This window comes from Pseudomonas sp. Ag1, from assembly GCF_000278565.1.
Lineage (GTDB): Bacteria > Pseudomonadota > Gammaproteobacteria > Pseudomonadales > Pseudomonadaceae > Aquipseudomonas.
The window spans coordinates 40,732-67,719 of sequence record NZ_AKVH01000085.1; the positions used below are offsets into that span (position 1 = coordinate 40,732).

The following is a 26,988-nucleotide window of genomic DNA, read 5'->3' on the forward strand; positions in this document are numbered from 1 at the left end:
ACTCGGAGCCTCACCATGAAAGTACTGCTCGGCACCACCCTGCTGCTGGCCTCGTTAAGCGCCTTTGCCCACGACCCGGTGTACAACCAGGAAAAGATCAACGTGTTGCAGGAACACGCCCTGGCCAACGTCCCCGGCAAGAAAACCGTGATGCTCACCGTGGACTACGCCCCGGGCCAGGCCACCGTGCCCCATAGCCACACCGGCACGGCCGTGGCCTATGTGCTGGAAGGTGCAATCACCTCGCGGGTCAACGATGAAAAGGCGATCACCTACAAGGTCGGCCAGTCGTTCTATGAACCTGCCGGCTCGCGGCACTTTGAATCCAGCAATGCCAGCCAGACCCAACCGGCGAAACTGCTGGTAGTGATGGTGATGGATGACAAGGCCGACGTGCTCACGCCGCTGCCCCACTAACCCGCGCCACCACACCCTCCTGTGGGAGCTGGCTTGCCGGCGATGGCGGTGCATCAGACACAGTTGTGTTTGCTGATCCACCGCCATCGCCGGCAAGCCAGCTCCCACAGTTATAACCGCGCACAGTCAGTGGCTCAGGGTCGTTTGAAGTGGTGGCGCAGGTGTTCGATTCGAGACCGGCAGGTACAGCCTTCAAGGTGGTCGTTGACCATGCCCATCGCCTGCATGAACGCATACATCGTGGTCGGGCCCACATAGCTCCAGCCACGTTTCTTCAGGGCCTTGGACAAACGTGTTGACGCGGCTGACGTGGGGTTGGCCGTCCAGTACGCCATGTCCACCACCGCCGGGCGCTCATCGGCGGCCGGTTCAAACGACCACAGCCACGCCGCCAGCGAACCGGTCTCATCCACCAGCTCACAGGCGCGCCGGGCGTTGTTGATGGTGGACACGATCTTGGCGCGATTGCGCACGATACCCGGGTCGGCCATCAATCGCTCGATGTCCTGCTCGGTGTACTGCGCCACTCGGCGAAAATCAAAGCCCTCGAACGCCCGGCGAAACGCCTCGCGCTTGCGCAGGATGGTGATCCACGCCATGCCGGCCTGAAAACCTTCCAGGCAAATCTTCTCGTACAGCGCAATGTCATCGGCCACCGGCACGCCCCATTCGTGGTCGTGGTAATCCGGGTACTCCGGCGCCGCCGTGCGCCACGTACAGCTGGTGACGCCCGCCGCGTCCGTGATCAATCCTGGAATATCCATAACTCACCCTGTGAACCAAGCCCGGGATGATAAGCGAAAAAAATTCCGGGCCGCCAACCGCTCAAGCACGAACCTTGCGAACCAACTGGTCAGACCGGGACCTGCCATCCGCGTAATATTTACTTGCGACTTGAAAAAAACCGAGCGTAGACTGGCCCCGCACTGGACATACCGGTCAGACCACAACAATTAAGCCCTGGACCCACCAGGGCACCGAATAGAGATCCTTCCCATGCTCAGATGGTGCTCGCGTTCGATTTTCCTGCAAGTCGTGATTGGCCTGGTGATCGGCATAATCTGCGGCCTCGCGCTCCCTGAATTCTCCTCGCAACTCAAACCCCTGGGTGACGGCTTCATCAAGCTGATCAAAATGCTGATTGGCCTGATCGTATTCTGCGTGGTGGTCAGCGGTATTTCCGGTGCCGGCGACTTGAAGAAAGTCGGGCGCATCGGCCTCAAGTCGGTGATCTACTTCGAAGCACTGACCACCGTGGCCCTGGTGATCGGCCTGATCATGGCCTTCAGCACCGGGATCGGCACCGGCGCCAATATCCACCTGGAGCAACTGTCGTCTGCCGGCCTGAATGAACTGGCAGACCGTGGCCAACACATCAAGGGTACCAGCCAGTTCCTGATGGACCTGATCCCCAACTCGGTGATCGGCGCCTTCGCAGATAACAACGTGCTGCAAGTGCTGTTGTTTTCCGTGTTGTTCGGCAGCGCGCTGAACCTGGTGGGAGAAGCCGCTTCCGGGATCTCACGGTTGATCAACGAGCTGAGCCACGTGATCTTCCGCATCATGGGCATGATCGTGCGCCTGGCGCCCATCGGCGTGTTCGGCGCCATCGCCTTCACCACCAGCACCTACGGCCTGGATTCCCTGCAACACCTGGGCAGCCTGGTGGGCCTGTTCTACCTTACGTGCTTCCTGTTCGTCGCGGTGATTCTGGGGCTGGTGATGCGCCTGTCGGGCCTGCGGATGATGCCGCTGCTCAAGTACCTGCGGGAAGAACTGTTGATCGTGATGGGCACCGCGTCCTCCGATGCCGTGTTGCCACAGATCATGCGTAAACTGGAACACCTTGGCATTGGCAGCTCCACCGTGGGCCTGGTGATTCCGACCGGGTACTCGTTCAACCTCGACGGTTTCTCGATCTACCTGACCCTGGCCATCGTGTTTATCGCCAATGCCACCGGCACACCGCTGTCGATGACCGACCTGCTGACCATCCTGCTGGTGTCGCTGATCACCTCCAAGGGCGCCCACGGGATTCCGGGTTCGGCACTGGTGATTCTGGCGGCGACACTCACCGCAATCCCGGCGATTCCGGTGGTGGGCCTGGTGCTGGTGCTGGCGGTGGACTGGTTCATGGGCATTGGCCGGGCGCTGACCAACCTGATCGGCAACTGCGTCGCCACCGTGGCCATCGCCCGCTGGGAAAAAGACATCGATATCCAGCGCGCCAACAAGGTGCTGGACGGTCAACAAGGGTATGCCTTCCAGGCCAAGAAACCGGTGCTGCCCGCCCACCAAGAGTTCTGATGAGACAGACTCACCCCCTGTGGCGAGGGAGCTTGCTCCCGCTGGGGCGCGAAGCGGCCCCAAAAAATGGGCCTGCTGCGCAGTCCAGCGGGAGCAAGCTCCCTCGCCACACCAGGCAGACAGTTCAATTTAAAGGGAGCCACACGTGATCACCTCGTCAACCGTCGTCAATTCAGTGGTAGAAAAACTGCGCGCCGCCCTGGCGAGGGGTCAGTGGCGGCGCGGCGAGATGCTGCCCGGCCAGCGTGAACTGGCCGAGCAAATGGGCATCAGCCGCCCAAGCCTGCGCGAAGCGGTGATCGTGCTCGAAACCCTCGGCCTGGTACGTTCCATGCCCGGCAAGGGCGTGGTGGTGCTGGAAACCACCCTCAGCGAATCCCAGGCCCAGGACAGCGGCGTGGCGGACGCCAGCCTTGAAGACATCCTGCAACTGCGCTACACCCTCGAGCCCTTTATCGTAGGTTTAGTGGCGCAATCCATCAGCAGCAAGGAAGTCGGGCAACTGCGCCTGACCCTGATGGACATGCGCGAAGCCCTCGACGCCGGCGACAGCGAAGCCGGGATGAACGCCTACATCGCGTTCCACGAAGAACTGTTCGCCCTGACCTCCAACCCGATCTTCCAGAACGTGGTGCAACAAACCAGCAACGCCCTCAAGCAAAGCGCCCAGGTACTGCGCAACTCCCCCGAACACCTGGCGGAACGCTTGCAGGAAAACGACGCCGTGGTGCGGGCGATCCGCAACAAGAACAGCGCCCTGGCCAGCGCCGAAATGCGCCGGCATATCCTGCAGGAAGGCTTGCGCATGGGCATTCGCTTGAACATCCCGGATGACCATCTGGGTAGCTGACTTCCAGGAGACCGCGCATGACCGCTCACGCCCTGCACACCCCTTTCCCCTTTACGCCGTTGCGCCTGGTGGGCAAGCCGAAACTCTCGGTGGACGACATCTACCCGGCACTGTTCGACGCCATTCTCGAGCAACGCATCGCCCCCGCCAGCCGTTTTACCGAGGAGAGCCTCGGGCAAAGTTTTGGCGTCAGCCGCAGCGTGATTCGCCGGGTGCTGGCGCGGCTGTCGCACCAGCAAGTGATCATCCTTCGGCCCAACCATCGGGCCCAGGTGGCGGCACCGGATGCACAACAGACCCAGCAGATTCTCGAGGCGCGACGCCTGACGGAAATCACCGTGGTGCAGTTGGCGTGTGCCCAGGCGAAACCGGCGCAGATCCGCCAACTGCGGGAGTTGATCGCACGGGAGCGCGACTGCATCGAGCGTGACGAGCGCGGGCCGGCGATTCGCCTTTCCGGGGAATTTCACCTGCAACTGGCAGCCATCGCCGGGAATGCACCGTTGGCACAGTTTCTCAACAGCCTGGTGCCGCTGACCTCATTGGCGATTGCGCAGTTTGAGGCCAAGGCTTGCACGTATTGCGCATGGCAGGAACATAGGGCGATTGTGGATGCGGTGGAGCATGGCGATGCCGGCCAAGCCGTCAACTTGATGACCCGGCATCTGGATCATCTGGAAGCCAAGCTACTACGCAGCAATTGATCACACTGTTTTAACCTGTGGCGAGGGAGCTTGCTCCCGCTGGGACGCGCAGCGGCCCCAAAAACGGGACTGCTGCGCAGCCCAGCGGGAGCAAGCTCCCTCGCCACAAGTTGAGATAACACGCCGATAATCAAATGCAAAAAAGCCCGATATCTTTCGATACCGGGCTTTTTGTTTTAACGCTCAGTCAGACCCGTTACAGCACCGACTGGCCGCTCATCGCCAGGTCCAGCAACTCACGGTTGGCTACCGCGTACATGGCGTAGTCCGTGCCGACTGCAGCACGAATCTCCACCATCATGGTGCGCCAGCGATCAGCCATGTCCTGGTGCTGCTCAAGCCACAGGGCCACGCGGGCTTCCATGTCTTCTGGCGCATCGGCCATTTGCAGTACGGAAATGGTGATCGCCCGTTGCTGCCAATCCACGTCATCGCGGAAGGCTTCGCGGGCCTGGGCCTGCCAGTTGTTGCCCACGGGCAGGCTGCTGATCTGCTGCAGGTACCACGGCAAGTCCAGGGCGCTGCCGACGGCGAAGTAAGCCTTCGCGACGTCTGCCGCACTTTGGCCTGTCACGTCGGCGGCTTCGATGATCGGCAGCAGGGTGTACAGGTGGGTAGTGCCTGCAACCATGCGCGCCAACAACTCCGGCACACCGGCTTCGACATAAGCCTGGTAACGGTTCTGCCAACCTTCGCGGGTCGGGCCTTCCAGCAGTTCGTCGAGCTTGAGGCCCAGCGCGGCAAGGTGCGGACCGAAGTGCGCAACATCACGTCCGGCATCCTGTTCGTTGCGACGGCTGCGCAGGAACCAGCGCGTGGCACGGCGGCCCAGGCGCATCAGCTCGTCCATCAGCTCCAGTTGCACGTCGGCCGAGACCTGGTGGTCCAGGGCTTCGATCTGACGGAACCAGTGCGGGAGGTGGAAGATGTCTCGCACGATCACGTAGGCGCCCGCCACGTTCGCCGGGCTCATGCCGGTGGACTCTTTGAGGCGCTGAACGAAGGTGATGCCCATGTGGTTGACCAGGTCGTTGGCGATCTGGGTGCTGACGATCTCGCGCTTCAGACGGTGGCGACGCATGGCTTCGGAGAACTTCGCCACCAGGCTCGGCGGGAAAGCGGTCTCCATGTCACGGGTCAGGTAGTCGTCATCCGGCACCAGGGATTTGAGCAACGCTTCCTTGAGGTCGATCTTGCTGTAGGAGATCAGTACCGACAGCTCCGGACGGGTCAGGCCCTTGCCCGCAGCGGCGCGCTCGTTGAGCTGCTCCTCGGTCGGCAGGTACTCGATGGCACGGTCCAGCTTGCCACGGCCTTCCAGGTCGCTCATCAGGCGCTTGTACTCGGCCACGCGCTCGAAGGCTTTGCGGGCAGCCAGGGACAGGGCCTGGGTCTGCTTGTAGTTGTTGCCCAACACCAGGCTGCCGACTTCGTCGGTCATGCTCGCCAGCAACTGGTTGCGCTGCTTGTCGGTCATGTCACCGGCCTGCACCACTTCGTTGAGCAGGATCTTGATGTTCACTTCGTGGTCGGAGCAGTCCACACCACCGGCGTTGTCGATGAAGTCAGTGTTGGAACCGCCGCCATTGAGGCCGAATTCCACACGACCCAGCTGCGTCATGCCGAGGTTACCGCCCTCGCCCACCACCTTGCAGCGCAGCTCGTTGCCATTGACGCGCAGGGCGTCGTTGGCCTTGTCGCCCACATCGGCGTGGCTCTCGGTGCTGGCCTTGACGTAGGTGCCGATACCGCCGTTCCACAACAGGTCCACCGGTGCCTTGAGCAAGGCATTCAGCAGTTCGGTCGGGGTCAGCTTGTCGGCCTGGATGTCGAAGCGTTCTTTCATCTGTGGCGAGATGGCAATGCTCTTCGCGCTGCGCGAGAAGATACCGCCGCCTTCGGACATGATGCTGGTGTCGTAGTCGGTCCAGGCCGAGCGCGGCAGATCGAACAGGCGCTGACGTTCAGCGAAGCTGTTGGCCGGGTTCGGGTTTGGATCGATGAAGATGTGCAGGTGGTTGAAGGCGGCGACCAGTTGCAGCTTGTCGGACATCAACAGGCCGTTGCCGAACACGTCGCCGGCCATGTCGCCCACGCCCACCACGGTGATGCTGTCTTGCTGGACGTTGATGCCGCGCTCACGGAAGTGACGCTGCACCCCCACCCACGCGCCCTTGGCGGTGATGCCCATTTTCTTGTGGTCGTAACCGGCAGAACCACCGGAAGCGAACGCATCACCCAGCCAGAAGCCGTAGTCGATGGCGATGCCGTTGGCGATGTCGGAGAAGGTCGCAGTGCCCTTGTCCGCTGCTACTACCAGGTACGGGTCATCGTTGTCGTGGCGCACCACGTTCAACGGTGGCACCAGGGCGCCGTCTTTCAGGTTGTCGGTAATGTCCAACAGGCCGGAAATGAAGATGCGGTAGCAGGCGATGCCCTCGGCCGCGATCTCGTCCCGGCTGCCGCCCAACGGCAGGCGACGCGGCAGGAAACCGCCCTTGGCGCCCACCGGCACGATCACCGAGTTCTTCACTTGCTGGGCTTTTACCAGGCCCAATACTTCAGTGCGGAAGTCTTCTTCACGGTCAGACCAGCGCAGGCCGCCGCGAGCGACGTTGCCAAAGCGCAGGTGCACGCCTTCAACCCGTGGCGAGTAGACGAAGATTTCAAACTTCGGCACCGGCTTGGGCAGCTCAGGAATCGCGTGCGGGTTGAACTTGAAGCTGAAGTACGACTTGTTCTGGCCGTTGGCGTCAGCCTGGTAGAAGTTGGTCCGCAAGGTGGCCTTGATCAGGTCCAGGTAGCGACGCAGGATGCGGTCTTCGTTGAGCACCTGAACGTCGTCCAGGGCCGTGAGGATCGCTTGTTCCAGGCGTTGCTGCTTGTCTTCGAGGTCTTCGGCGGTGAGCTTGCGCGCCAGGTAGAAACGGGTCTTGAACAACCGGGTCAACTCGCGGGCGATGTCCGTGTGGTTGTTCAGGGTGCTGGCGATGTAACCCAGGTCGAAGCCCAGGCGAATCTGCTTCAGGTAACGGGCGTAGGCACGCAGCAGCGCCACGTCGCGCCATGGCAGGCCGGCCGTCAGCACCAGGCGGTTGAACGCATCGTTTTCGGCATCGCCGTGCACGATATGCACGAACGCGTCCTGCAGGGTGTCGTTCAATTGCTGGATATCGAGGTTCACGCCTTCGGCGGCGATGAACGCGAAATCGTGAATCCAGAACTCGCGGCCATTGGCATGACGCAGGCGGTACGGGAATTCACCCAGGACACGCAGGCCGAGGTTTTCCAGAATCGGCAGCACATCGGACAGCGCCAGCGGCGTATCGGCATGATACAGCTTGCAATGCAGCTCGCGCTGGCCGGAAACCTGGCCCAGCGGCTGATAGAAGCTCATCACCAGCGGGTTGGCTTCGGTCAGGCTGAGCAAGTGCTGCATGTCGACCACGGCCGAATGCGCGGCGAAACGCTCGCGGTAGCCGGCCGGGAAACCTTTCGGGAAATCAGCCAGCACGTTGGTGCCATGGGCTTCGCCGAAGCTTTCCACCACCAGGCTGGAGTAGTCGTCCTGCCAGCTGCGGCAGGCCTGCACCACTTCTTTTTCCAGTTGCAGCGGGTCGATGTCCAGGCGGTTCTTCGGGTCTACCCGCAGGATCAACTGCACACGAGCCAGTACGGACTCGGAGAAGAACGTCCAGAACTCGCAGTCCGAGGCTTTCAGGCGATCCATCAGCACTTGCTGGATCTTCTGGCGCACTTCGGTGGAATAGATGTCGCGCGGCACGTAGGCCAGGCAGTAGCAGAAGCGGCCGTACGGGTCTTTGCGCAGGAACACGCGGATCTTGTTGCGTTCCTGGATCTGCACGATCGACATCACGGTGCTGAACAGCTCGTCCACCGGGGTCTGGAACAGGTCATCGCGGGGCAGCACCTCGACCACCTGGGCCAGTTCCTTGCCCAAGTGCGCCTTGGCCTGGAAGCCCGAGCGACGCTCGATTTCCGTCACCTTGCGACGGATGTAAGGAATCACCCGCACGCTTTCGCCGTACACCGAGGAGGTGTAGAGGCCCATGAAGCGGCATTCCTTGATGACCTTGCCGTCGGCGTCGATCTGGCGGATCGACACGTAGTCCGGGTAGGCCGGGCGGTGCACGCGGCTTGGGTGTGCAGCCTTGGCGAACGACAGCACGGCCGGCTCACGCAGATAGTTCACCGCGTAGTCTTCGATGCGCAGCTCGTCGGCCGTCAGGCCCGGGCGCAGCAGTTTAGTCAGACCGAGGAACGAGTTGGCGTCATATTCGATATGACCGCCGTCCGCCTCGTCACGTACCACAAACTCTTCATAGCCGAGGAAGGTGAAGTGGTTGCCCACCAGCCATTCCAGGAAGCTCTTGATCTCGGCTTTTTCTTCGCCGTCGATCACGTACGGGCTGGCGTCGATACCGGCCAGCAGCTCCTGGACCTTGGCTTTCATCGGTTCGAAATCGGCGACAGCGACGCGCACTTCGCCCAGCACCTGCTCAAGTTCCTTGCTCAGGACACTCAGCTCGGCGGCGTTGGCGCAGCGGTCGATTTCCAGGTACATCAGCGATTCTTGCTGAACGTCTTCGCCCTGGGTGCCTTTGGGCAGGATTTCCAGCAGTTCGCCCTTCTTGCCACGACGCACGCTGAGTACGGTGGTTTGCAGGGTGTGGATGCTGTAGCCACGGCGGTTCAGCTCGGTACGCACCGAGTCCACCAGGAATGGCAGGTCGTGGTGCAGCACTTCGACCGCGGTGTGGGTCGATTGCCAGCCATGACGTTCGTAATCGGGGTTGTAGACCCGCACTTGCGGTTGGTTGTGATCAAAGCGCTCAAGCAGGCGCCAGGCAGACAGGGTGCAACCGGCCAGGTCGGACAAGCGACGCTGGGTCAGTTCATCCAGGGAAATGATGCCGAAGAATTGTTCAGCGAACAGCGCCACTTGTGGCAGTGCCTGTTCACTGATGTGCTGCGCCAGTGCCGCTTGCAGTTGGTGCTGGAAGTCGGCTTTGCTGGCTGCGGTGAAGAACGCCATCTGTGGTACTCCGCTTGGGCTTGTTATTGATGGAAGCGTCGCGTGTTATCCCCTTGCGGGGAGACCGTCAGCTCTGTTCGCGGTCTACAGTAACGAATTCAGAGTGACAGGTGGGTGAAGCTGGACAAGACAATGAGGTCACATTCAACTTCCATAAGATGCGCACCTTGCCAGGTGACGGTACGACGGGCAGGTCAGACTCCTGGCGAGGCACATCCGTTGCGCAGCTTAACGAGTGTAGGAAGCAAGCTGCTTGCGACGCTGCGACATATTCGGTCATCGGCACGCTGCCGGCGGGTTGCGACTTGGGCAACCGGGTGTTTTCGGAGAAATCCCGGGGCGCCGAGTACCGGAAATGACTGATATTGCCCGCCAGGTCATGCCACAAGGTCTGACACACGATGCAGCACAAAATTCGCCGCATTTTCGCCAGCATGCCGCACGCCTCCTGAGAAAGTGAATCATCAGGGTAAATTCTCGGTGGTCGCCCCCTTCCCAATAGAGAGGCTGAACTCCCAATCACATCAAAAGCTAAATGAGTGATTTGTCGAACCGCTCTTAGTTTGCCTACCTCTCACAAAACCATAAACATCACAAACCATTGAAACAGCTGCGTACAACCGCAGCTAAGCCAAAAAATCAAACATAGACAACTATCATCCCACGCCCCGACGAGATAATTCCTACACAAACACAGGACGCTCGCGCCTTCACACCAATTGAATCGAGGTAGGGCCACTGCTATTAATTGATCACTTGCGAAATTACGCGCAAGTGGGGAACTCACTATCGAGTGCCTCTCATTCAAAATAGAAACGAGGTGATTGAAATGGGTAATAAACGCTCCGAAATAACCATCCCGACTGGCTTTCCGCAAAACGCAGGCGCATCCGAAAGCTTACTAGCGACCGAGGTCCACTTCTTCGCCACACTCACAAACTGACATTCCATACAAATGAAGCACCCGCTAAAAAATGCCGAAAGGAAATCCTTTCGGCATTCAAAAATAACGAGGCAAGCATGTCAGAGCGAGAACTAAGCCCAACCAATGCTCTATCAAAAATAAAAGAGACCATTCATAGCCTTGGCCTAACTGCGATTACGCAGTATGCAAACAAAGAAAACCTAGTAGCGACAACGGAACTGTACGACGCAAATAGCCAACTAGTCGCATCGGGCGCAGGCAAAGGGCCCGAATCACTTATTGGAGCACTCGCTGAAAGCTTAGAACACCTTATCGCGGGCCAACCAATCGCCCTTGGTATTACGACGTGTCACTGCAAGGCAGTTGCTGCACAAGCGCCAGCAAAAATCGATGGCTTACTCTTCAACTGCTCTCAAATCAAGGAGCCTCTTGAATGCTTAACGCTCACAACCCTTGATAAAAAGGAAAAATTATTAGTCCCACACGCGCTCCTCTGCCCAGCCATCGCCAAAAACAAACATCCCAAAGGAAACTCTCACTTAAATTTTCTAGCCCGCTACTCATCCAATTCAGGTATGGCATTCGGATGTACGGAAGACGAGGCCCTCTTGCACGGCATTCTCGAAGTCATTGAGCGACACATTCTATCGCTTTTTTATATGGCAATTTGCAAAATCGGCCCACCCATAAATTTATACTCCCCGTCCACATCCCTCCTTGCGATGGCACTACATAACAATCCGTATGCAATAAAATCTGCCCAACGTCTCCAGATCGTGGTCATTAAAGATTTTTTAGGCGTTTATTTTGCAGCAGCTTTCCCCAGAGCGGGCGCAGGCGATCTACATATTGCATCTGTTGGCTCAGGTTGCTCGCTGGACGTTAACGTAGCTTTGCAGCGAGCGGTGACGGAGCAATTCCAAGCAAACGAACTGTATGACTCTGCAGGAGAGGAGCTGGACAAGAAAACCCTGGAGCTGCTGTCTAGCTCAGAAAAGCTCAAACCTCTCATTGAGTTCTCCTCAATAAAGAACTTGAGACTGCCCCTCATTAAACATCAACACAAACAATTCTCAGCAAGCGTTCCGCATCAGCTGCAAATATTACAAAACAGCCTTTCCAATGACGGAAAGAAAATATTCTTCAGAACACTCACCAAGTTTGCCAACGGCTGTAGCGTTATACAAATCTACACCCCCAGCCTTGAGCGCTTCAACATTATTAGAAGTGGAAACTTGGTAGCGCCCCAGCACACTCTACTCAGCTGCCCCACCCCTACACTATAAGTATGAATGCAGCGAAGAATGCCTATAGGCGACCAAATGCAAACACTTGTTAAAATAGCATGCAAACAGCATACAGCTCTGCTTACGTCTACCGTCCTTACCACAATAGGGCTTAAAGTTATAGCGCTCGCGCCACCTTTACTGCTAGGAGAAGTCGTAGACGCACTTAGCAACAACCAGCCAACAATGAACACCTTATTCATACTGATTGCAGGCTTCATTCTGGCCGGATGCATTCAGGCCTTAGTAAACCCTGCGCAAATATTCCTATTATCCAAGCTAATCCAACAAATCGTAAGAGATGCTTCGATCAATTGGATTGGGCAATTACTGCACAAAGACCTTCATCACTTTAGCTCATGGCGCATTGGCCACTTCATAAAGTCTGTGGAACGCGGAATCACGGCTCACGAAAAATTGCTTACGTTTTTCGTCACTGTCGCATTTCCTATGTGCCTGGAGTTGCTAATTGTTGGGGGAGCCTTTTTGTATATGGGTGGTAGCGGAGTGTTCCTCGCTGTGATCGGCCTGAGTGCTATCTATCTTTTTACAGCCCACAAAATCATAAGATGGCGGAGAAAGCACATTGACAGGATCAACGAACAAGAAGATGAGCTGGGTGCCATTCTGTTCAACACTTTAAAATCGGGGAAGTCTATAAAACTGGAAGGAGCAGAACATACTGCCACACACCCTTTGAATGAAGCTTTCACCCAATACGCCAATGCCGCGGTAACAGTTACAAGCTCCGGCGGTTTTTTAAACGGTATAAAGATCCTATTCATCAGCCTTGCCACCGGAGGGCTACTTGGCTGGGGGGTATTGGATCAGCTTTCAGGACAACCCGTTATTAGTCTTGGGCAATTAGTTGCGACATTCTCAATCGCTGGCAGCTTCTTAATCAACATTACTGCGCTTACAGAAGGCTACCGGGTACTGGATCAATTTCTCGCAGACCAGCGCCGACTCCTGCACCTACTGTCGTTACCAAATTTTGGCGACGACAACGGCCAACTCGAAATACCGCTAAAGCCCAAATCAACGTTAATACTTAATCCCTGCATCGTGACTGACACCAGCTCCATCCGCTTGACCATCAAGACAGCCATCGAATTTACCCAAAGTCAGTCAGTTGCCATCACTGGGCCAAGTGGAGCGGGGAAATCTACCTTGCTGGAAGTGCTGGCAGGCTTGAACCCCTCACTGACAAGCAGGTTGCTTATCGACGACAAGCCCATTTGCGAACTGAGTGCCCAAGCGCATTTGAGGTACCTGAGGTATTGCCCCCAGTCGCCCCAGTTCCTGGAAGGCTACTTTGATCACTCCGTACTGTTTGGAATCCCCCCCTCCCCACACTTGAACCACGCAATTGAGCAACTGAACCTGGAAGAAATCGTTTTAAACCGCAGCCTCAGCGAAAACGCGTCCAATATTTCAGGAGGCGAAGCAAAGCGTCTGTCCCTGCTGCGCCTCGTCAACAGGCCCGGGGAATTCAATTTATTCGATGAACCCAGCGCGTCCATTGAACAAAAACTGGCCACGCCTGTGTGGGATCTGCTGTTCGATATCTTCGGCAAACGCGGATTGATATGCGTCACACATGATGTCCGCCACCTGCACCGTTTTGATCAGGTTATTGTCATGTCAAACGGAGCAATCATTGATCAAGGCCCTTGGAGCGAGTTGGCTAACAAAACGTCGATCTTGACGCTGTTAAGTGACTTTGATCTGGAAAACCAAACCAGCAACAGCTAGGAGCCCCTCATACACGATGCAGCACAAAATTCGCCGCAATGGCACAATTGCCCTGCTTCGCCCTCCCCCAGACAGGATTAACCATGCCATTGCAACTCACCACCGCCCACCTGATCGTCAACCCGTGCGATGACGAAGAAGACAACATGGCCATGCTCTGCTGCCACGGCGACAAGGGCGAGATGTTCATGGTGACCCGTTATCCGGACGAGGACGAGGTGGAAGTCACCTGGGATTACGAGCCGTCGACCCTGGACGGGCTGAAGATCACCCTGAGTGCCACGACACTGTTGGTGGAGATTGGCGCGGCGGATGCCGATGCATTGGGCGGCCACGATCAATTGGCAATCACCCACGGCACCGCCGAGTCGGATCTGGCCGAAGTGGAAGAAACCCTGCAGAACATTCTCAAGGGCACCGGGACCTATATCCGGGCCTAGCTGCCAAACCCGCACAATGTGGCGAGGGAGCTTGCTCCCGCTGGGCTGCGAAGCGGCCCCAATCCAGCCAACTGCGTTCTGCCTGGAAAAACTCGGCAGCCTTGTTGGGGCTGCTGCGCAACCCAGCGGGAGCAAGCTCCCTCGCCACAAAGGCAGGCGCCTATCGGAAAAAACCTCAGACATTTCCCACATTTCCCGAAAAATACCCCCCGCGCCGTTAGTCTCCACCCCCTCCGATGCATTAAAGTAACGCCCCCAGGCCTGGCATTTTTCGCAATGCCCAGTCTCACCTCTCCAGGAACCGTCATCGATGGAACATCGTGAAGCGCTGCTTGCGCTGCGAACCTTTCTTTCAACGCAGATTCTCGGCCAGGAAAAACTCATCGAGCGCTTGCTCATTGCCCTGCTCGCCGATGGCCACATGCTGGTTGAAGGCGCTCCCGGGCTGGCCAAGACCAAGGCCATCAAGGAGCTTGCCGAAGGGATCGAGGCACAGTTCCATCGCATCCAGTTCACCCCCGACCTGCTGCCCGCCGACATCACCGGCACCGAGATCTATCGCCCGGAAACCGGCAGTTTCGTGTTCCAGCAAGGCCCGATCTTCCACAACCTGGTGCTGGCGGACGAAATCAACCGTGCCCCGGCCAAGGTGCAGTCGGCATTGCTCGAAGCCATGGCCGAGCGCCAGGTCAGCGTGGGGCGCAGCACTTACGAGTTGTCGCCATTGTTCCTGGTGATGGCCACGCAAAACCCGATCGAGCAGGAAGGCACCTACCCGCTGCCCGAAGCCCAGCTCGACCGTTTCCTGATGCACGTGAAAATCGGCTTCCCCGATGCCGCCGTCGAGCGCCGCATCCTGCAGCAGGCCCGTGGCGAAGCCCTCAACGGTGAAACCAAGCCCGAGCGGCGCGTCAGCCAGCAGGCGATCTTCGCCGCGCGCAAGGAAATCCTCGGCCTGTACATGGCCGATGCGGTGGAGGAATACCTGGTGCAACTGGTCATGGCCACTCGCACCCCGGCCAAGTTCGATCCGGAAATGGCCGAATGGATTGCCTATGGCGCCAGCCCTCGTGGCTCGATTGCGCTGGACCGCTGCGCCCGGGCCCACGCCTGGCTGGCCGGCCGCGATTTCGTCAGCCCGGAAGACATCCAGGCGGTGCTGTTCGACGTACTGCGCCACCGCATCATTCTGTCGTTCGAGGCCGAAGCGGCCGGCATCGACCAGGACCGCGTGGTGCAACGCATTCTCGACGTCGTTGCCGTCGCTTGACGTCCATGAACGCTGGCGATGGAACCCGTGTCACCCTGAGCGAATTGATCGAGATGCGTCATCGCGTGCGGGAAGTGCAGCTGTTTTCCACGCCGAGCCAGCGCAGCCCGCTGATCGGCCTGCACCACTCGAAACTGCGCGGGCGCGGGGTCGACTTCGACCAGGTGCGGGTGTATCAGGCCGGCGACGATGTGCGCACCATCGACTGGCGCGTCACCGCACGCACCCAGGAGCCCCACACCAAGCTGTTTCATGAAGAGCGCGAACGGCCGATCTTCATCATGGTGGAGCAAAGCTGCCGGCTGTTTTTCGGCTCGGGGCAGATGTTCAAGTCGGTGCTCGCGGCTCAGGCGGCGAGCCTGATCGGCTGGGCGGCGCTGGGCCATAACGACCGGGTCGGCGGGCTGGTGTTCGGTGACAGCGAGCACTACGAAATCAAACCCCGGCGCAGCAAGCAAAGCCTGCTGCAATTGCTCAACCGGTTGGTACGGGTTAACCAGAGCCTCAACACCGAACGCCGCCCCGAAGCCGACGCCCTCGGCATGGCCTTGCGCCGAGCCCGGGAAGTATTGCGCCCGGGCAGCCTGGTGATTGTGATCTGTGACGAGCGCGCCCTGACCGAAGGCGCCGAGCAACAGCTGAGCCTGTTGTCGCGGCATTGCGACCTGCTGCTGTTGCCGGTGTCCGACCCGCTGGACCACGCCTTGCCCGCCGCCGGCCTGCTGCGCTTCGCCGAGCGCGGCGCACAGCTGGAGCTGGACACCCTGAATTTTGATCTGCGCCAGGCCTACAAGGCCCAGGCCGAAGCCCGCAGCGCACGCTGGGAACTGCTCGCGCAAAAGCTGCGGGTGCTGTTGATGCCCTTGAGTACCCAGGGTGAAATGGTCGAGCAACTGCGCGAATACCTGAACCCGCAACGCCCGGTTAAAAAGCAATGAGCAGCCTCGACCAACTGCAACCCCTGATTGCCCCGCCAGTGATCGGCTTCTGGCCGCCGGCGCCGGGTTGGTGGCTGTTGCTGCTGATCATCCCGTTGGCGGGCTGGGGCCTGTGGTGGCTGCGCCGTTTCCTGCCAGCCAAGCGCCCATTGGCCCGTGCCGAACAACCCCTGGACCCGCTGCGCATCGCCGCCCTCGCCGAACTGGCGCTGATGCCCAAACCCTACGACGGCGCACCGGCCGGTGCCTGGCTGCAACAGCTCAACGGCCTGCTCAAGCGCCTGTGCCGCAACGACTACCCGTACAGCCAGAGCCACACCCTCAACGGCCGCAAGTGGCTGGCGTTCCTCGACAACCGCTGCCCCGCCGCCGGCCTGACCCGCTGGATGGTGCTGGTGGAAGGCGCCTACAAGCCCGAATGCAAACTCGACGACAAGGCCATCGCCGGGCTGACCCAGGCCGTCGACACCTGGATTCGCAAACATGTTTGAGTTCGCCTGGCCGTGGATCTTTGCCCTGTTGCCATTGCCCTGGTTGCTGCGCCTCATCCTGCCGGTGGCCGACAGCGGCGAACCGGCGCTGAAAGTCAGCTTCCTCAGCGACCTCGAAGGCCTGGCCCGCCGCCGCGCGCGGGTCAACCTGCCGGGATGGCGCCAGCAAGCACCGTTTGTGTTCCTGTGGCTGCTGCTGTTGACCGCCGCCGCCCGCCCGGAATGGCTCGGCGAACCCTTGCCGATTGCAGCCAGCGGCCGCGACTTGCTGGTGGCGGTGGACGTTTCCGGCTCGATGGACTTCCCCGACATGCAATGGCAAGACGAAGACGTCAGCCGCCTGAGCCTGGTCAAGCACCTGCTGGGAGATTTCCTGGAGGGCCGCGAAGGTGATCGCGTGGGATTGATCCTGTTCGGCAGCCAGGCCTATCTGCAAGCGCCGCTGACCTTTGACCGGCGCACCGTGCGCACCTGGCTGGATGAGGCACGGATTGGCATCGCCGGTAAAAACACCGCGATTGGCGACGCCATCGGCCTGGCCCTCAAGCGCCTGCGCCAGCGTCCGGCGCAAAGCCGGGTGCTGATCCTGGTCACCGACGGCGCCAACAATGCCGGCGAAATCGACCCGCTGACCGCCGCCCGCCTGGCCGCCGAAGAAGGCGTGAAAATCTACCCGATCGGCATCGGCGCAGACCCCGAGCAAACCGGCTCCCTGGGCATCCTCGGCGTCAACCCGAGCCTCGACCTCGACGAACCGGCCCTCAAGGCCATCGCCGAGGCCACCGGCGGCCGCTACTTCCGCGCCCGCGACGGCAACGAACTGCTGAAGATCAAGGAAACCCTCGACCAGCTCGAACCCGTGGCCCAGCAACCCACCCAGGCCCGCCCCGCCCAGGCGCTGTACAGCGCGCCGCTGGCGTTGGCGCTGATCCTCAGCATGCTGCTGGTGATCCAGGAACGCTGGCCGGATAACGCCCTGCAACGCCTGTTCAGCAAACTCTCAAGCAAGGGCCGTTTCCTGCAACCCAATCCTGAATGGCGTGAACGCCTCAAACGCTTGCGTTTGCGGAGGCGTCGATGATCGCCCTGTGGCCGCACTGGTTCCGTCCCTGGTGGCTGTTGCTGCTGCCGCTGCTCGGCTGGTTGCTGTGGCAGTTGTGGCACCGCCAGAAACGCGCCGGGCGCTGGCAGATGATTCTGCCGCCGGCCTTCCACGCCGCGTTGCTCAGTGGCGGCAATGGTCGGGAGAGCAAATCGCCGTGGGTGGTGCTCGGCATCGCCTGGCTGCTGGCCGTGCTGGCGTTGCTGGGGCCGAGCTGGGAACGCGTCGAACAGTCCAGCCAGAAGCCCGCCGACCCGCTGGTGGTGCTGCTGGAACTGACCCCGGAAATGCTCGCCACCGACAGCCCGCCCAGCCGCCTCGAACAGGCACGGCGCAAGCTGTTCGACCTGCTTCAGGCCCGCAGCGATGCGCAGACTGCCATCGTGGTCTACGCCGGCAGCGCCCATACGCTGGTGCCACTCTCGGACGACCTGGCCACCAGCCATAACCTGCTGGAAGCCCTGCGCCCCTCGATCATGCCCGAGCCCGGCCACCGCGCCGACCTGGCCGTGGAGAAGGCCATGAGCCTGCTCAAGCATGGCGGCCTCGGCCAGGGTCGGCTGCTGCTGATCGGCTCGTCGCTGTCCAAGCAGGAACGCCAGGGGATCCGCCTGCAGCTGCAAGGCAACCAGGCGCCGAGCCTGTCGATCCTCGGCATTGGCAGCCGCGAAGGCACGCCGGTGACCCAGGAAAGCGGCGAGTTCCTCAAGGACGCCCAGGGCGCGATCCTCGTGCCGCGCCTGGACAGCCCGACCCTCAAGGCCTTCGCCAGCGAAATGGGTGGCCGCTACCGCCAGGCCCGCCTGGACGACAAGGACCTGCGCCACCTCGGGATGCTGGACGGCCCGCAAAGCCTGCGCAATGACGGCCAACTGCTGCACCTCGACACCTGGGCCGACCAGGGTTATTGGTTGCTCTTGCCACTGCTGCTGCTCGCTGCCTGCGCCGGGCGCCGGGGCTGGCTGTTCTTCCTGCCGTTGCTGCTGTTGGGCGCGCCGCACCCCAGCTATGCCTTCGACTTCCAGGACCTGTGGCTGCGCCCCGACCAACAGGGCCAACTGCTGCTGAAGAAAAAACGCCCGGCCGAAGCAGCCGAACATTTCGAAGACCCGCAATGGCAAGGCGTCGCACTGTATGAAGCGGGCAACTATGCCGAAGCCGCCAAGCGGTTTGCCGAAGGCAGCGACGCCTACTCCCACTACAATCGAGGCAATGCCCTGGCCAAAAGCGGCGAGCTGGAAGCGGCGATCGATGCCTACGAACAAGCCCTCGAAGCCCAGCCAGACTTGCAGCCGGCGCTGAAGAACAAGGCGCTGGTGGAAAGCCTGATGCAACAGGAACCGGAAAAAACCGAGCCGGCCAAGCCTGCAAAAAACGAGGATGACGAAACCACCCAACCCGGCCAGACTGCGCAACCGGGCGCCAGCAGCCAGACCGCCACCGGTGGCGAGCAGACGTCCCAAGGCCAGGGCCAGCCCGGCGCGACCGACACGCAAACCGGGGCCACGCCCCACGCCGGCAGCAACGAGGTACCCGGCAGCGAGTTGGGTGATGAACAAACCACCACCCCGCCCCTGCGCCCGGTCGACGGCACGCTTGAAGGCGAGCAGCGCCAGGCCCTGGAACAATGGCTGCGGCAGATCCCGGACAACCCCGGCGAGTTGCTGCGACGCAAATTCTGGTACGAACAGCAACAACATCAGGACAAGACTCGATGAACCGCTGCACCGCCCTTCTTCTCACCCTCGCGTTGTGGGCCAGCCAGGCCCAGGCCGCCGGCCTGGTGGCCAGTGTCGACCGCAGCCGCATCAATTCCGGGGAGACGGTGGAACTGACGGTGGAATCCAACGACGTCACGCTGTTCGGCAAACCGGACCTGGCGCCGCTGGACCCTCTGTTTGAAGTGAGCGGCACACGCCAGATCAACCAGCTCACCACCCTGGGCGGCGACAACCACGCCACCACCCGCTGGATCATCACCCTGCTGCCCAAGGAGAACGGCACCGTGGTGATTCCACCGTTGCAGATCGGCGAACTCAAGACCCAGCCGATTACCCTGCAAGTGGTGGAAACCGTCAGCCAGAACACCGAGGCCCAACTGGCTCCTGTGTTCATCGAAACCAACCTCGACCAGGACAGCGTCTACGTCCAGGCCCAGGCGTTGCTGACCGTGCGCGTCTACCACTCGGTATCGCTGTATGACGACAGCAGCCTCACGCCGTTGCAGGTCGCCGATACGCGCATCGAGCAGTTGGGCGAGTCGCGCACCTACGAGAAAGTCATCAACGGCATCCGCCACGGTGTGATCGAAACCCGCTATGCCATCTACCCGCAGCACAGCGGCACACTGACCATTCCGACGCAGACGTTCAGCGCCACCCTGGTAGAGCCACGGCCCGCCCAGGACAACAACCCCCAGGGTTCCAAGCCCGGTAAGCTGATTCACGTCAGTTCGCCGGAGCTGTCGTTGACGGTCAAGGCCAAGCCGGCAATGTACCCGGCCGACGCTCCCTGGCTGCCGGCCCGCAGCCTGACCCTCACGGAAAGCTGGAACCCCGAGCCCGATCACGTACAGGTGGGCGACTCCCTGACCCGCAGCCTGACCTTGAAAGCCGAAGGCCTGGCCGGCGCGCAACTGCCACCGCTGGCACTGAGCGACATCCCCGGCCTGCGCCGCTACCCGGACCAGCCGGTGCTGAGCAACCAGAACAACGACCGTGGCCTGATCGGCAGCCGTGAAGACCGCGAAGCGCTGGTGCCCAACCGCGTTGGCGCGCTTGAACTGCCGGCGGTGGAAGTGGTGTGGTGGAACACCCACGAAGACCATCTGGAACGCACCAGCCTGCCGGCGCGCACCCTGCAAGTGGCGACCAACCCGAGCCTGATCGTGGACACGCCGGCCAGCCCGACCGTGATCACCGCGCCGGACAACGACAGCCTGTGGATCTGGCAACTGACCAGCCTGATCCTGGCCTGCACCACCCTGCTGGGCTTCGGTTTGTGGTGGCGTGCACGCTGGCAGCCGGCGATTTTGCGTGCCGCGCAAACCGGCCCGAGCCCGCGTACCTTGCTGGACGACCTCAAGCGGGCGAGCCAGGCGAATGACCCGCAGGCTACGCGTCAGGCGCTGGATGCCTGGGCGCGACAGCAGCCGGAGACCCTGGCGGATATGGCGGCGCGGTTTGTGCCGTTGTCGGATGCGCTGGATGGGTTGAACGGCGCGCTGTACAGCGAGAGTGGGCAGTATTGGCAGGGAGAGGAATTGTGGCGGGCGGTGAAGGCGATTCCGATGGCGGAGCGCGAGCAGGACCCTGCGGGGGACAGCACCAGCTTGCCGCCGCTGTATCCCAAATAGCCCCCCTTGCAGAAACACCGCAAACCCAATGTGGGAGCGGGCTTGCTCGCGAAAGCGGTCTGTCAGTCACATATCTGCTGACTGATCTACCGCCTTCGCGAGCAAGCCCGCTCCCACATTTTGATCTGCGGCGTCTGGGTTACTTGCGCGCCGCCTCCCACGACTTCAGCAACTCGTTATAACTGACCGTCTCACCCTGCGGCTTCTCATTCGCCAGCTTCGGTTTCGGCGCACCCGGCTGGTCAAACCAGTATTGCGCGTCCCGTTCCTCGTTCATTTTCGGCCCGCAAATCGGCTGCACCTTGGAGCGCTCCAGGCGCGTCATGATCGCGTCCTGATCCTTGGCCAACCCATCCAGCGCCTGCTGCGGCGTCTTCTCTCCGCTGGCCGCTTCCGAAATATGGCTCCACCACAATTGCGCCAACCGTGGATAGTCCGGCACGTTGGTGCCGGTCGGGGTCCACTCCACCCGGGCCGGGCTGCGGTAGAACTCCACCAACCCACCGAGTTTCGGCGCCAGGTCGGTCATGGCCTGGGAGTTGATGTCGGACTCACGAATCGGCGTCAGGCCAACGATGGTTTTCTTCAGCGACACGGTTTTCGAGGTCACGAACTGCGCGTACAGCCAGGCCGCCAGTTTCTGCTTCTCGGGCGTCGACTTGAGGAACGTCCAGGAACCTACGTCCTGATAGCCCTTCTTCATGCCCTTTTCCCAGTAAGGCCCGACGGGCGATGGCGCCATGCGCCATTTCGGCGTGCCGTCGGCGTTGACCACCGGCAGGCCCGGCTTGGTCATGTCGGCGGTAAACGCGGTGTACCAGAAGATCTGCTGGGCGATGTTGCCCTGGGACGGCACCGGACCGGATTCGGAGAAGGTCATGCCCGCCGCTTCCGGTGGTGCATAGGCTTTCATCCAGTCCACGTATTTCTGCGTGGCATACACCGCCGCCGGGCCGTTGGTGTCGCCACCACGGGTGACGCTGGAGCCCACCGGGTGGCAGTCCTCCACGCGAATGCCCCATTCGTCCACCGGCAAACCGTTGGGCAGGCCCTTGTCGCCGCCACCGGCCATGGAGAACCAGGCATCGGTGAAGCGCCAGCCCAGGGACGGGTCTTTCTTGCCGTAGTCCATGTGCCCGTAGACGCGCTTGCCGTCGATTTCCTTGACGTCTTCGCTGAAGAATTTGGCGATGTCTTCGTAGGCCGACCAGTTCACCGGCACGCCGAGTTCATAGCCGTACTTCTCCTTGAACTTGGCTTTCAGGTCTGCCCGTTCGAACCAGTCGGCGCGGAACCAGTACAGGTTGGCGAACTGCTGGTCGGGCAATTGGTAGATCTTGCCGTCGGGCGCAGTGGTGAACGAAATACCGATGAAGTCCTTGATGTCCAGGGTGGGTGAAGTGAAGTTCTTGCCTTCGTTGGCCATCAGGTCGGTGATGGATTCTGTCTTGCCATAGCGAAAGTGCGTACCGATCAAGTCGGAATCGTTGACCCAGCCGTCATAGATATTCTTGTCGGACTGCATCTGGGTTTGCAGCTTTTCCACCACGTCGCCTTCCTGCAGCAAGTCGTGGGTCAGCTTGATCCCGGTGATTTCGCTGAAGGCCTTGGCCAGCACCTTGGATTCATACTCGTGGGTGGTGAGGGTTTCCGACACCACGTTGATCTTCATCCCACGAAACGGCTCCGCGGCCTTGATAAACCACTTCAGCTCTTCAAGCTGCTGGGCTTCGGTGAGGGTCGACGGTTTGAACTCACTGCCGATCCATTTTTTTGCAGCGTCTTCATAAGCATCCGCCCAGGCCGCAGCACTGAGCCCGCTGAGCGCCAGCACGGCCGCCAATGAAATGCTATGTCGCAGCTTATTGTTTTTATCGAACATAGAGACCTCCTGGTTTTGGGGTTCAAAAGGGGCAGCTAGCCCCAACGCATCACAGACAACAGCCACACCAGAGACAGCGCGGACGCCACCCAGATGCTCCAGCCGGTTACGCCGATCACCAACAAATGCAGGTAGGCGCTGCCGAGAAGACCGATAAACAAGCGATCACCACGGGTGGTGCTGATCGGTAAAAAGCCGCGCCGGGGGATACTCGGCGAGCGCAACTCCCACGTCGTCATGCCCACCAGCAGCAGGCCGATCGCGGCAAAGAACAGTGCAGTCGGGGTGGTCCAGGCCATCCATTCCATCATCGACTCCTCAGACCCGGCCCAGGGCAAAGCCCTTGGCCACATGGTTGCGAACGAACCAGATCACCAGCATGCCCGGCAAAATGGTCAACACCCCCGCCGCCGCCAGCACGCCCCAGTCGATGCCGGACGCCGAAACCGTACGGGTCATCACTGCGGCGATGGGTTTGGCGTTCACCGACGTCAGCGTGCGTGCCAGCAGGAGCTCGACCCAGGAAAACATGAAGCAGAAAAACGCCGTGACGCCGATCCCCGAGCCAATCAGCGGGATGAAGATCTTCACGAAAAACTTGGGGAAGCTGTACCCGTCGATGTAGGCCGTTTCGTCGATTTCCTTGGGCACGCCCGACATGAAACCTTCGAGAATCCACACCGCCAGCGGCACGTTGAACAGGCAATGGGCCAAGGCCACCGCGATATGCGTATCGAACAAGCCAATGGACGAATACAGCTGGAAGAACGGCAGCAAAAACACTGCCGGCGGCGCCATGCGGTTCGTCAGCAACCAGAAGAACAAGTGCTTGTCGCCGAGGAAGCGGTAGCGCGAGAACGCGTAGGCCGCCGGCAGCGCCACGCTCAGGGAAATCACGGTGTTGAGGCTGACGTAGTACAGCGAGTTGAGGTAGCCGGTGTACCAGCTCGGGTCGGTGAAGATCACCTTGTAGTTGGCGAAGGTGAAGTCCTGCGGAAACAGGGTCAGGCCGCCGAGGATTTCGGTGTTGCTCTTGAAGGACATGTTCAGCAGCCAGTAGATCGGCACCAGCAGGAACAGGATGTAGACCAGCAGCGGGATTACCTTGCGCTTGCTCATGTTGGCGGCCTCAGCGGTTGGCGTCGGAGTGGGTCATGGCGGTGTAGAACAGCCAGGACACCAACAGGATGATCAGGAAGTACACCAGCGAAAACGCCGCCGCCGGGCCCAGGTCGAATTGGCCTACGGCCATTTGGGTAAGCGTCTGGCTGAGGAAGGTGGTGGCGTTCCCTGGCCCGCCGCCCGTCAGCACAAACGGTTCGGTGTAGATCATGAAACTGTCCATGAAGCGCAGCATCACCGCGATCAACAGCACGCTCTTCAGTTTTGGCAGCTGGATATGTCGGAACACCGCCCAGCTGGACGCCCGATCAATCCGCGCCGCCTGGTAGTACACATCCGGGATCGCCCGCAGCCCCGAGAAACACAGCAGCGCCACCAGGGACGTCCAGTGCCACACGTCCATCACCAGCACCGTGACCCAGGCGTCCATGGTGTTGGCGGCGTAGTTGTAGCTGATGCCCATCGCATTGAGCGTGGAACCCATCAGGCCAATGTCGGCACGGCCAAAGATCTGCCAGATGGTGCCGACCACGTTCCACGGAATCAGCAGCGGAATCGCCATCACGATCAACACCAGCGACGACCATCGGCCCTTGGTGGGCATCGTCAGGGCAATCGCGATGCCCAGCGGAATCTCGATCAACAGCACACACGCCGAGTAGATGAACTGACGCAGCAGCGAGTCATGCAGGCGCGGGTCCAGCAGCACCTGTTTGTACCAGTCGGCGCCGACGAAGTAGCGGCTGGATTGGTCGAAGATGTCCTGCACCGAGTAGTTGACCACGGTCATCATCGGGATCACCGCGCTGAAGGCCACCAGCAGGAACACCGGCAATACCAGCCACCAGGCCTTGTTGTTCTGCACCTTGTTCATGGCTGCACCTCCAGCAAGTAGTCATCGGCATACACCATCAGCCACTGCCCCGGAAAGCTGATGGACGCCTGGCCCTCGGGCACCGGTTTGTCTTCGGCCAGGCGCACTTTCAACGGTGCGCCATCGAGGTTGAGGGTCATGATCTTGTACGTGCCGAGGTCTTCCACATGGGTGACTTGCGCCTGTAGCGCGTCGGGATTGTGCTCATCCCACACATGGATAAATTCCGGGCGGATGCCGACCTGCAGCTTCTTGTAAGGCATTTCGCCAATGCGCTGCTGCAACGCCTCGGGCAACGCCAGATGTGTCCCGGCAAAGCGCACACCGCCCGCCTCTGCCTGCACCTCAATCAGATTCATCCCAGGGCTGCCGATGAAATAGCCGACAAAGGTGTGACTGGGCCGCTCGAACAACTCCCGGGGCGTGCCGAACTGCACGATCTGCCCGCCGTACATCACCGCGATCTTGTCGGCGAAGGTCGAGGCTTCCAGTTGGTCGTGGGTCACGTAGACCATGGTGATGTTGAACTGCTCGTGGATCTGCTTGAGCTTGCGCCGCAGCTTCCATTTCAGGTGCGGGTCGATCACCGTCAGCGGTTCGTCGAACAGGATCGCCGACACGTCATCCCGCACCAGCCCGCGGCCCATGGAGACTTTCTGTTTTTCATCGGCAGTGAGGTTGCGGGCCTTTTTGTCCAGCAGGTTTTGCAGGTCGAGCACCTCGGCAATTTCCTGCACCTTGCTATGAATCTTCGCCTCGGCCATGCCCTGGTTTCTCAGGGGAAAAGCCAGGTTATCGAACACGGTCATGGTGTCGTACACCACCGGGAACTGGAACACCTGGGCAATGTTGCGCTTTTCCGGGGTCAGCTCGTTGACCACCTTGGCGTCGAACAGCACCTGGCCTTCGGACGGGCTGAGCAGGCCGGAGATGATGTTGAGCAAGGTCGACTTGCCGCAGCCCGACGGCCCCAGCAACGCGTAGGCGCCGCCCTGCTCCCAGACGTGGTTCATCTCGCGAATCGCGTAGTCCTCGGGGCCGTTTGGCTTTGAGCTGTAGCTGTGGGCCAGGTTCTGCAAATGGATCTCGGCCATCAGGCAACCCTCGCGACACGTCGGCCGGGGGCCTGGACCAGCCGTCCCTGGCCATCGAACACAAACAGTTTGTGGGTGGGGATATAGATGCGGATCGGCGCGTCGACGTCGTACTCATGCACGCCGGGCAAATGCAGCACCAGCAGGAAGTGTTCGCTGCGCACATGCAGGAAGGTTTCCGAGCCACTGATCTCGGCGACCTCCACGGTCACGGCCAATTCCAGGTCATCGTCGTTGCTCGGCACCAGGCTGATATGGCTGGGACGCACGCCAAAGCGAAACTCGCCCTCACCGATGGGCCGCAGGTCGACGTTCAGCGGGAAGTGCACGAAGTTGGCGAAGCTCACTTCATTGCCACTGATGCGCCCGGGCATCAGGTTGATCGGCGGCTCGGAAAACAGCTCGGCCGCCAGCACGGTCTGTGGCTGGTGATAGACCTCGGCGGCCTTGCCGCTCTGGATCACCCGGCCCTCATGCAGAATCGTGGTGGTGCCGCCCAGGGCCAGGGCTTCGTTGGGTTCGGTGGTGGCGTAGATGGCGATGGTGTGGCGCGCCTTGAACAGCTCGCGCATTTCCTGGCGCAGTTCTTCGCGCAGTTTGTAGTCCAGGTTCACCAGGGGTTCATCGAACAGAATCAGCTCGGCATCCTTGACCAGCGCCCGGGCCATGGCGGTGCGTTGCTGCTGGCCGCCGGAGAGTTCCAGGGGGTGACGCTGGAGGAATTTCTCGATACGCAGCATTTTCGCGGTTTCGAGGACTTTGCTCTGGATCTGCTCGGCAGAGACTCCGGCCTGGCGCAGCGGCGAGGCGATGTTCTCGAACACGGTCATGGTCGGGTAGTTGATGAACTGCTGATAGACCATCGACACATTGCGCAGGCGCACCGGCTTCTGGGTGACGTCCACGCCATTCATCAGGATGCGCCCGCTGTCAGGCTTGTCCAGGCCGGCCATCAGGCGCATCAGGCTGGTCTTGCCGGAGAGCGTGCGGCCCAGCAATACATTGAAGGAACCGGCTTCGAAACGCAGGTTGGCGTCGTCGATCCAGGTTTGGCCTTCGACAACGCGAGTGACGTGCTCCAGGGTCAATGACATGACACGACCTTTTTATTATTGGAATG

At 60.4% G+C, this 26,988-nt stretch carries 21 protein-coding genes; 13 read left to right on the forward strand and 8 right to left on the reverse strand.

From position 1 onward, the window contains the following. The first annotated feature begins 15 nt into the window (after positions 1 to 15). Entirely contained in the window at positions 16 to 417 is a 402-nt protein-coding gene (locus A462_RS23450) for a cupin domain-containing protein (RefSeq protein ID WP_003210770.1), read from the forward strand. 134 nt (positions 418 to 551) lie between these two features. Here A462_RS23450 and A462_RS23445 read toward each other — a convergent pair whose 3' ends face one another. Continuing rightward, the gene (locus A462_RS23445) at positions 552 to 1,181 is read right to left on the reverse strand and encodes a DNA-3-methyladenine glycosylase I (protein WP_032899088.1); all 630 of its coding nucleotides are present in this window, start codon (positions 1,179 to 1,181) and stop codon (positions 552 to 554) included. A gap of 232 nt (positions 1,182 to 1,413) precedes the next feature. On the opposite strand from A462_RS23445, the gene A462_RS23440 reads away from it, so the two are divergent. The 3 genes from A462_RS23440 (at position 1,414) to A462_RS23430 (ending at position 4,278) form a co-directional block, all read left to right on the forward strand. Further along, complete coding sequence (locus A462_RS23440; protein ID WP_008433031.1) at positions 1,414 to 2,724, forward strand: C4-dicarboxylate transporter DctA; 1,311 nt, start codon at positions 1,414 to 1,416, stop codon at positions 2,722 to 2,724. Positions 2,725 to 2,869: 145 nt separating this feature from the next. Further along, complete coding sequence (locus A462_RS23435; protein ID WP_003212959.1) at positions 2,870 to 3,574, forward strand: FadR/GntR family transcriptional regulator; 705 nt, start codon at positions 2,870 to 2,872, stop codon at positions 3,572 to 3,574. 17 nt (positions 3,575 to 3,591) lie between these two features. Continuing rightward, entirely contained in the window at positions 3,592 to 4,278 is a 687-nt protein-coding gene (locus A462_RS23430) for a GntR family transcriptional regulator (RefSeq protein WP_008433034.1), read from the forward strand. A 196-nt stretch (positions 4,279 to 4,474) separates the two neighbouring features. Here the strand turns inward: A462_RS23430 and A462_RS23425 are convergent, their stop codons facing one another. Continuing rightward, entirely contained in the window at positions 4,475 to 9,334 is a 4,860-nt protein-coding gene (locus A462_RS23425; RefSeq protein WP_003212956.1) for an NAD-glutamate dehydrogenase, read from the reverse strand. 1,020 nt (positions 9,335 to 10,354) lie between these two features. On the opposite strand from A462_RS23425, the gene A462_RS23420 reads away from it, so the two are divergent. From A462_RS23420 to A462_RS23380, 9 genes are all read left to right on the forward strand, one after another. Continuing rightward, a complete protein-coding gene (locus tag A462_RS23420; RefSeq protein WP_238544221.1) occupies positions 10,355 to 11,545 on the forward strand; it encodes a YcaO-like family protein in 1,191 nt (396 codons plus the stop codon). Between the two features lie 36 nt (positions 11,546 to 11,581). Next, a complete protein-coding gene (locus A462_RS23415; protein ID WP_238544222.1) occupies positions 11,582 to 13,300 on the forward strand; it encodes an ATP-binding cassette domain-containing protein in 1,719 nt (572 codons plus the stop codon). Positions 13,301 to 13,383: 83 nt separating this feature from the next. Next, positions 13,384 to 13,740, forward strand: coding sequence for a hypothetical protein (locus A462_RS23410; protein WP_003212949.1), 357 nt, complete (start codon positions 13,384 to 13,386; stop codon positions 13,738 to 13,740). Positions 13,741 to 14,050: 310 nt separating this feature from the next. Continuing rightward, on the forward strand, positions 14,051 to 15,010 hold the full coding sequence (locus A462_RS23405) for an AAA family ATPase (protein WP_003218556.1): 960 nt from the start codon (positions 14,051 to 14,053) through the stop codon (positions 15,008 to 15,010). Positions 15,011 to 15,015: 5 nt separating this feature from the next. After that, positions 15,016 to 15,948, forward strand: coding sequence for a DUF58 domain-containing protein (locus A462_RS23400; protein ID WP_003218540.1), 933 nt, complete (start codon positions 15,016 to 15,018; stop codon positions 15,946 to 15,948). Further along, on the forward strand, positions 15,945 to 16,439 hold the full coding sequence (locus A462_RS23395) for a DUF4381 domain-containing protein (RefSeq protein WP_003218539.1): 495 nt from the start codon (positions 15,945 to 15,947) through the stop codon (positions 16,437 to 16,439). Before A462_RS23400 ends, A462_RS23395 begins: the two co-directional genes overlap by 4 nt. Then, positions 16,432 to 17,520 (forward strand): vWA domain-containing protein, encoded by a 1,089-nt coding sequence (locus A462_RS23390; RefSeq protein WP_008433043.1) that lies wholly within the window; start codon positions 16,432 to 16,434, stop codon positions 17,518 to 17,520. The genes A462_RS23395 and A462_RS23390 overlap by 8 nt, the downstream gene beginning before the upstream one ends. Continuing rightward, complete coding sequence (locus tag A462_RS23385; protein ID WP_008433045.1) at positions 17,517 to 19,259, forward strand: tetratricopeptide repeat protein; 1,743 nt, start codon at positions 17,517 to 17,519, stop codon at positions 19,257 to 19,259. Before A462_RS23390 ends, A462_RS23385 begins: the two co-directional genes overlap by 4 nt. Beyond that, entirely contained in the window at positions 19,256 to 20,896 is a 1,641-nt protein-coding gene (locus tag A462_RS23380; protein WP_008433046.1) for a BatD family protein, read from the forward strand. The genes A462_RS23385 and A462_RS23380 overlap by 4 nt, the downstream gene beginning before the upstream one ends. Before the next feature lie 139 nt (positions 20,897 to 21,035). Here the strand turns inward: A462_RS23380 and A462_RS23375 are convergent, their stop codons facing one another. Genes A462_RS23375 through A462_RS23350 form a run of 6 tightly spaced genes read right to left on the reverse strand, consistent with a single transcriptional unit; the run spans position 21,036 to position 26,962 of the window. Next, positions 21,036 to 22,778, reverse strand: coding sequence for an ABC transporter substrate-binding protein (locus A462_RS23375; protein ID WP_003218534.1), 1,743 nt, complete (start codon positions 22,776 to 22,778; stop codon positions 21,036 to 21,038). Between the two features lie 35 nt (positions 22,779 to 22,813). After that, complete coding sequence (locus A462_RS23370) at positions 22,814 to 23,086, reverse strand: DUF2160 domain-containing protein (protein WP_003218532.1); 273 nt, start codon at positions 23,084 to 23,086, stop codon at positions 22,814 to 22,816. 10 nt (positions 23,087 to 23,096) lie between these two features. Further along, a complete protein-coding gene (locus A462_RS23365; protein ID WP_008433050.1) occupies positions 23,097 to 23,897 on the reverse strand; it encodes a carbohydrate ABC transporter permease in 801 nt (266 codons plus the stop codon). A gap of 10 nt (positions 23,898 to 23,907) precedes the next feature. Beyond that, positions 23,908 to 24,774 carry a carbohydrate ABC transporter permease gene (locus A462_RS23360; RefSeq protein ID WP_003218527.1) on the reverse strand — a complete coding sequence of 289 codons (867 nt, stop codon included), beginning with the start codon at positions 24,772 to 24,774 and terminating at the stop codon, positions 23,908 to 23,910. Further along, positions 24,771 to 25,868, reverse strand: coding sequence for an ABC transporter ATP-binding protein (locus A462_RS23355; RefSeq protein WP_003218526.1), 1,098 nt, complete (start codon positions 25,866 to 25,868; stop codon positions 24,771 to 24,773). Before A462_RS23355 ends, A462_RS23360 begins: the two co-directional genes overlap by 4 nt. Continuing rightward, positions 25,868 to 26,962 carry an ABC transporter ATP-binding protein gene (locus A462_RS23350; RefSeq protein ID WP_003218524.1) on the reverse strand — a complete coding sequence of 365 codons (1,095 nt, stop codon included), beginning with the start codon at positions 26,960 to 26,962 and terminating at the stop codon, positions 25,868 to 25,870. Before A462_RS23350 ends, A462_RS23355 begins: the two co-directional genes overlap by 1 nt. Between the last annotated feature and the right edge of the window lie 26 nt (positions 26,963 to 26,988).

Bases quoted from the DNA above. Each gene is read 5' to 3' on its own strand.
- A462_RS23385 (WP_008433045.1), top strand. From the start codon at position 17,517: ATGATCGCCCTGTGGCCGCACTGGTTCCGTCCCTGGTGGCTGTTGCTG.
- A462_RS23430 (WP_008433034.1), top strand. From the start codon at position 3,592: ATGACCGCTCACGCCCTGCACACCCCTTTCCCCTTTACGCCGTTGCGC.
- A462_RS23440 (WP_008433031.1), top strand. From the start codon at position 1,414: ATGCTCAGATGGTGCTCGCGTTCGATTTTCCTGCAAGTCGTGATTGGC.
- A462_RS23410 (WP_003212949.1), top strand. From the start codon at position 13,384: ATGCCATTGCAACTCACCACCGCCCACCTGATCGTCAACCCGTGCGAT.
- A462_RS23355 (WP_003218526.1), bottom strand. From the start codon at position 25,868: ATGGCCGAGATCCATTTGCAGAACCTGGCCCACAGCTACAGCTCAAAG.
- A462_RS23390 (WP_008433043.1), top strand. From the start codon at position 16,432: ATGTTTGAGTTCGCCTGGCCGTGGATCTTTGCCCTGTTGCCATTGCCC.
- A462_RS23400 (WP_003218540.1), top strand. From the start codon at position 15,016: ATGAACGCTGGCGATGGAACCCGTGTCACCCTGAGCGAATTGATCGAG.
- A462_RS23415 (WP_238544222.1), top strand. From the start codon at position 11,582: ATGCAAACACTTGTTAAAATAGCATGCAAACAGCATACAGCTCTGCTT.
- A462_RS23380 (WP_008433046.1), top strand. From the start codon at position 19,256: ATGAACCGCTGCACCGCCCTTCTTCTCACCCTCGCGTTGTGGGCCAGC.
- A462_RS23360 (WP_003218527.1), bottom strand. From the start codon at position 24,774: ATGAACAAGGTGCAGAACAACAAGGCCTGGTGGCTGGTATTGCCGGTG.
- A462_RS23395 (WP_003218539.1), top strand. From the start codon at position 15,945: ATGAGCAGCCTCGACCAACTGCAACCCCTGATTGCCCCGCCAGTGATC.
- A462_RS23370 (WP_003218532.1), bottom strand. From the start codon at position 23,086: ATGGAATGGATGGCCTGGACCACCCCGACTGCACTGTTCTTTGCCGCG.
- A462_RS23420 (WP_238544221.1), top strand. From the start codon at position 10,355: ATGTCAGAGCGAGAACTAAGCCCAACCAATGCTCTATCAAAAATAAAA.
- A462_RS23425 (WP_003212956.1), bottom strand. From the start codon at position 9,334: ATGGCGTTCTTCACCGCAGCCAGCAAAGCCGACTTCCAGCACCAACTG.
- A462_RS23405 (WP_003218556.1), top strand. From the start codon at position 14,051: ATGGAACATCGTGAAGCGCTGCTTGCGCTGCGAACCTTTCTTTCAACG.
- A462_RS23375 (WP_003218534.1), bottom strand. From the start codon at position 22,778: ATGTTCGATAAAAACAATAAGCTGCGACATAGCATTTCATTGGCGGCC.
- A462_RS23365 (WP_008433050.1), bottom strand. From the start codon at position 23,897: ATGAGCAAGCGCAAGGTAATCCCGCTGCTGGTCTACATCCTGTTCCTG.
- A462_RS23450 (WP_003210770.1), top strand. From the start codon at position 16: ATGAAAGTACTGCTCGGCACCACCCTGCTGCTGGCCTCGTTAAGCGCC.
- A462_RS23350 (WP_003218524.1), bottom strand. From the start codon at position 26,962: ATGTCATTGACCCTGGAGCACGTCACTCGCGTTGTCGAAGGCCAAACC.
- A462_RS23445 (WP_032899088.1), bottom strand. From the start codon at position 1,181: ATGGATATTCCAGGATTGATCACGGACGCGGCGGGCGTCACCAGCTGT.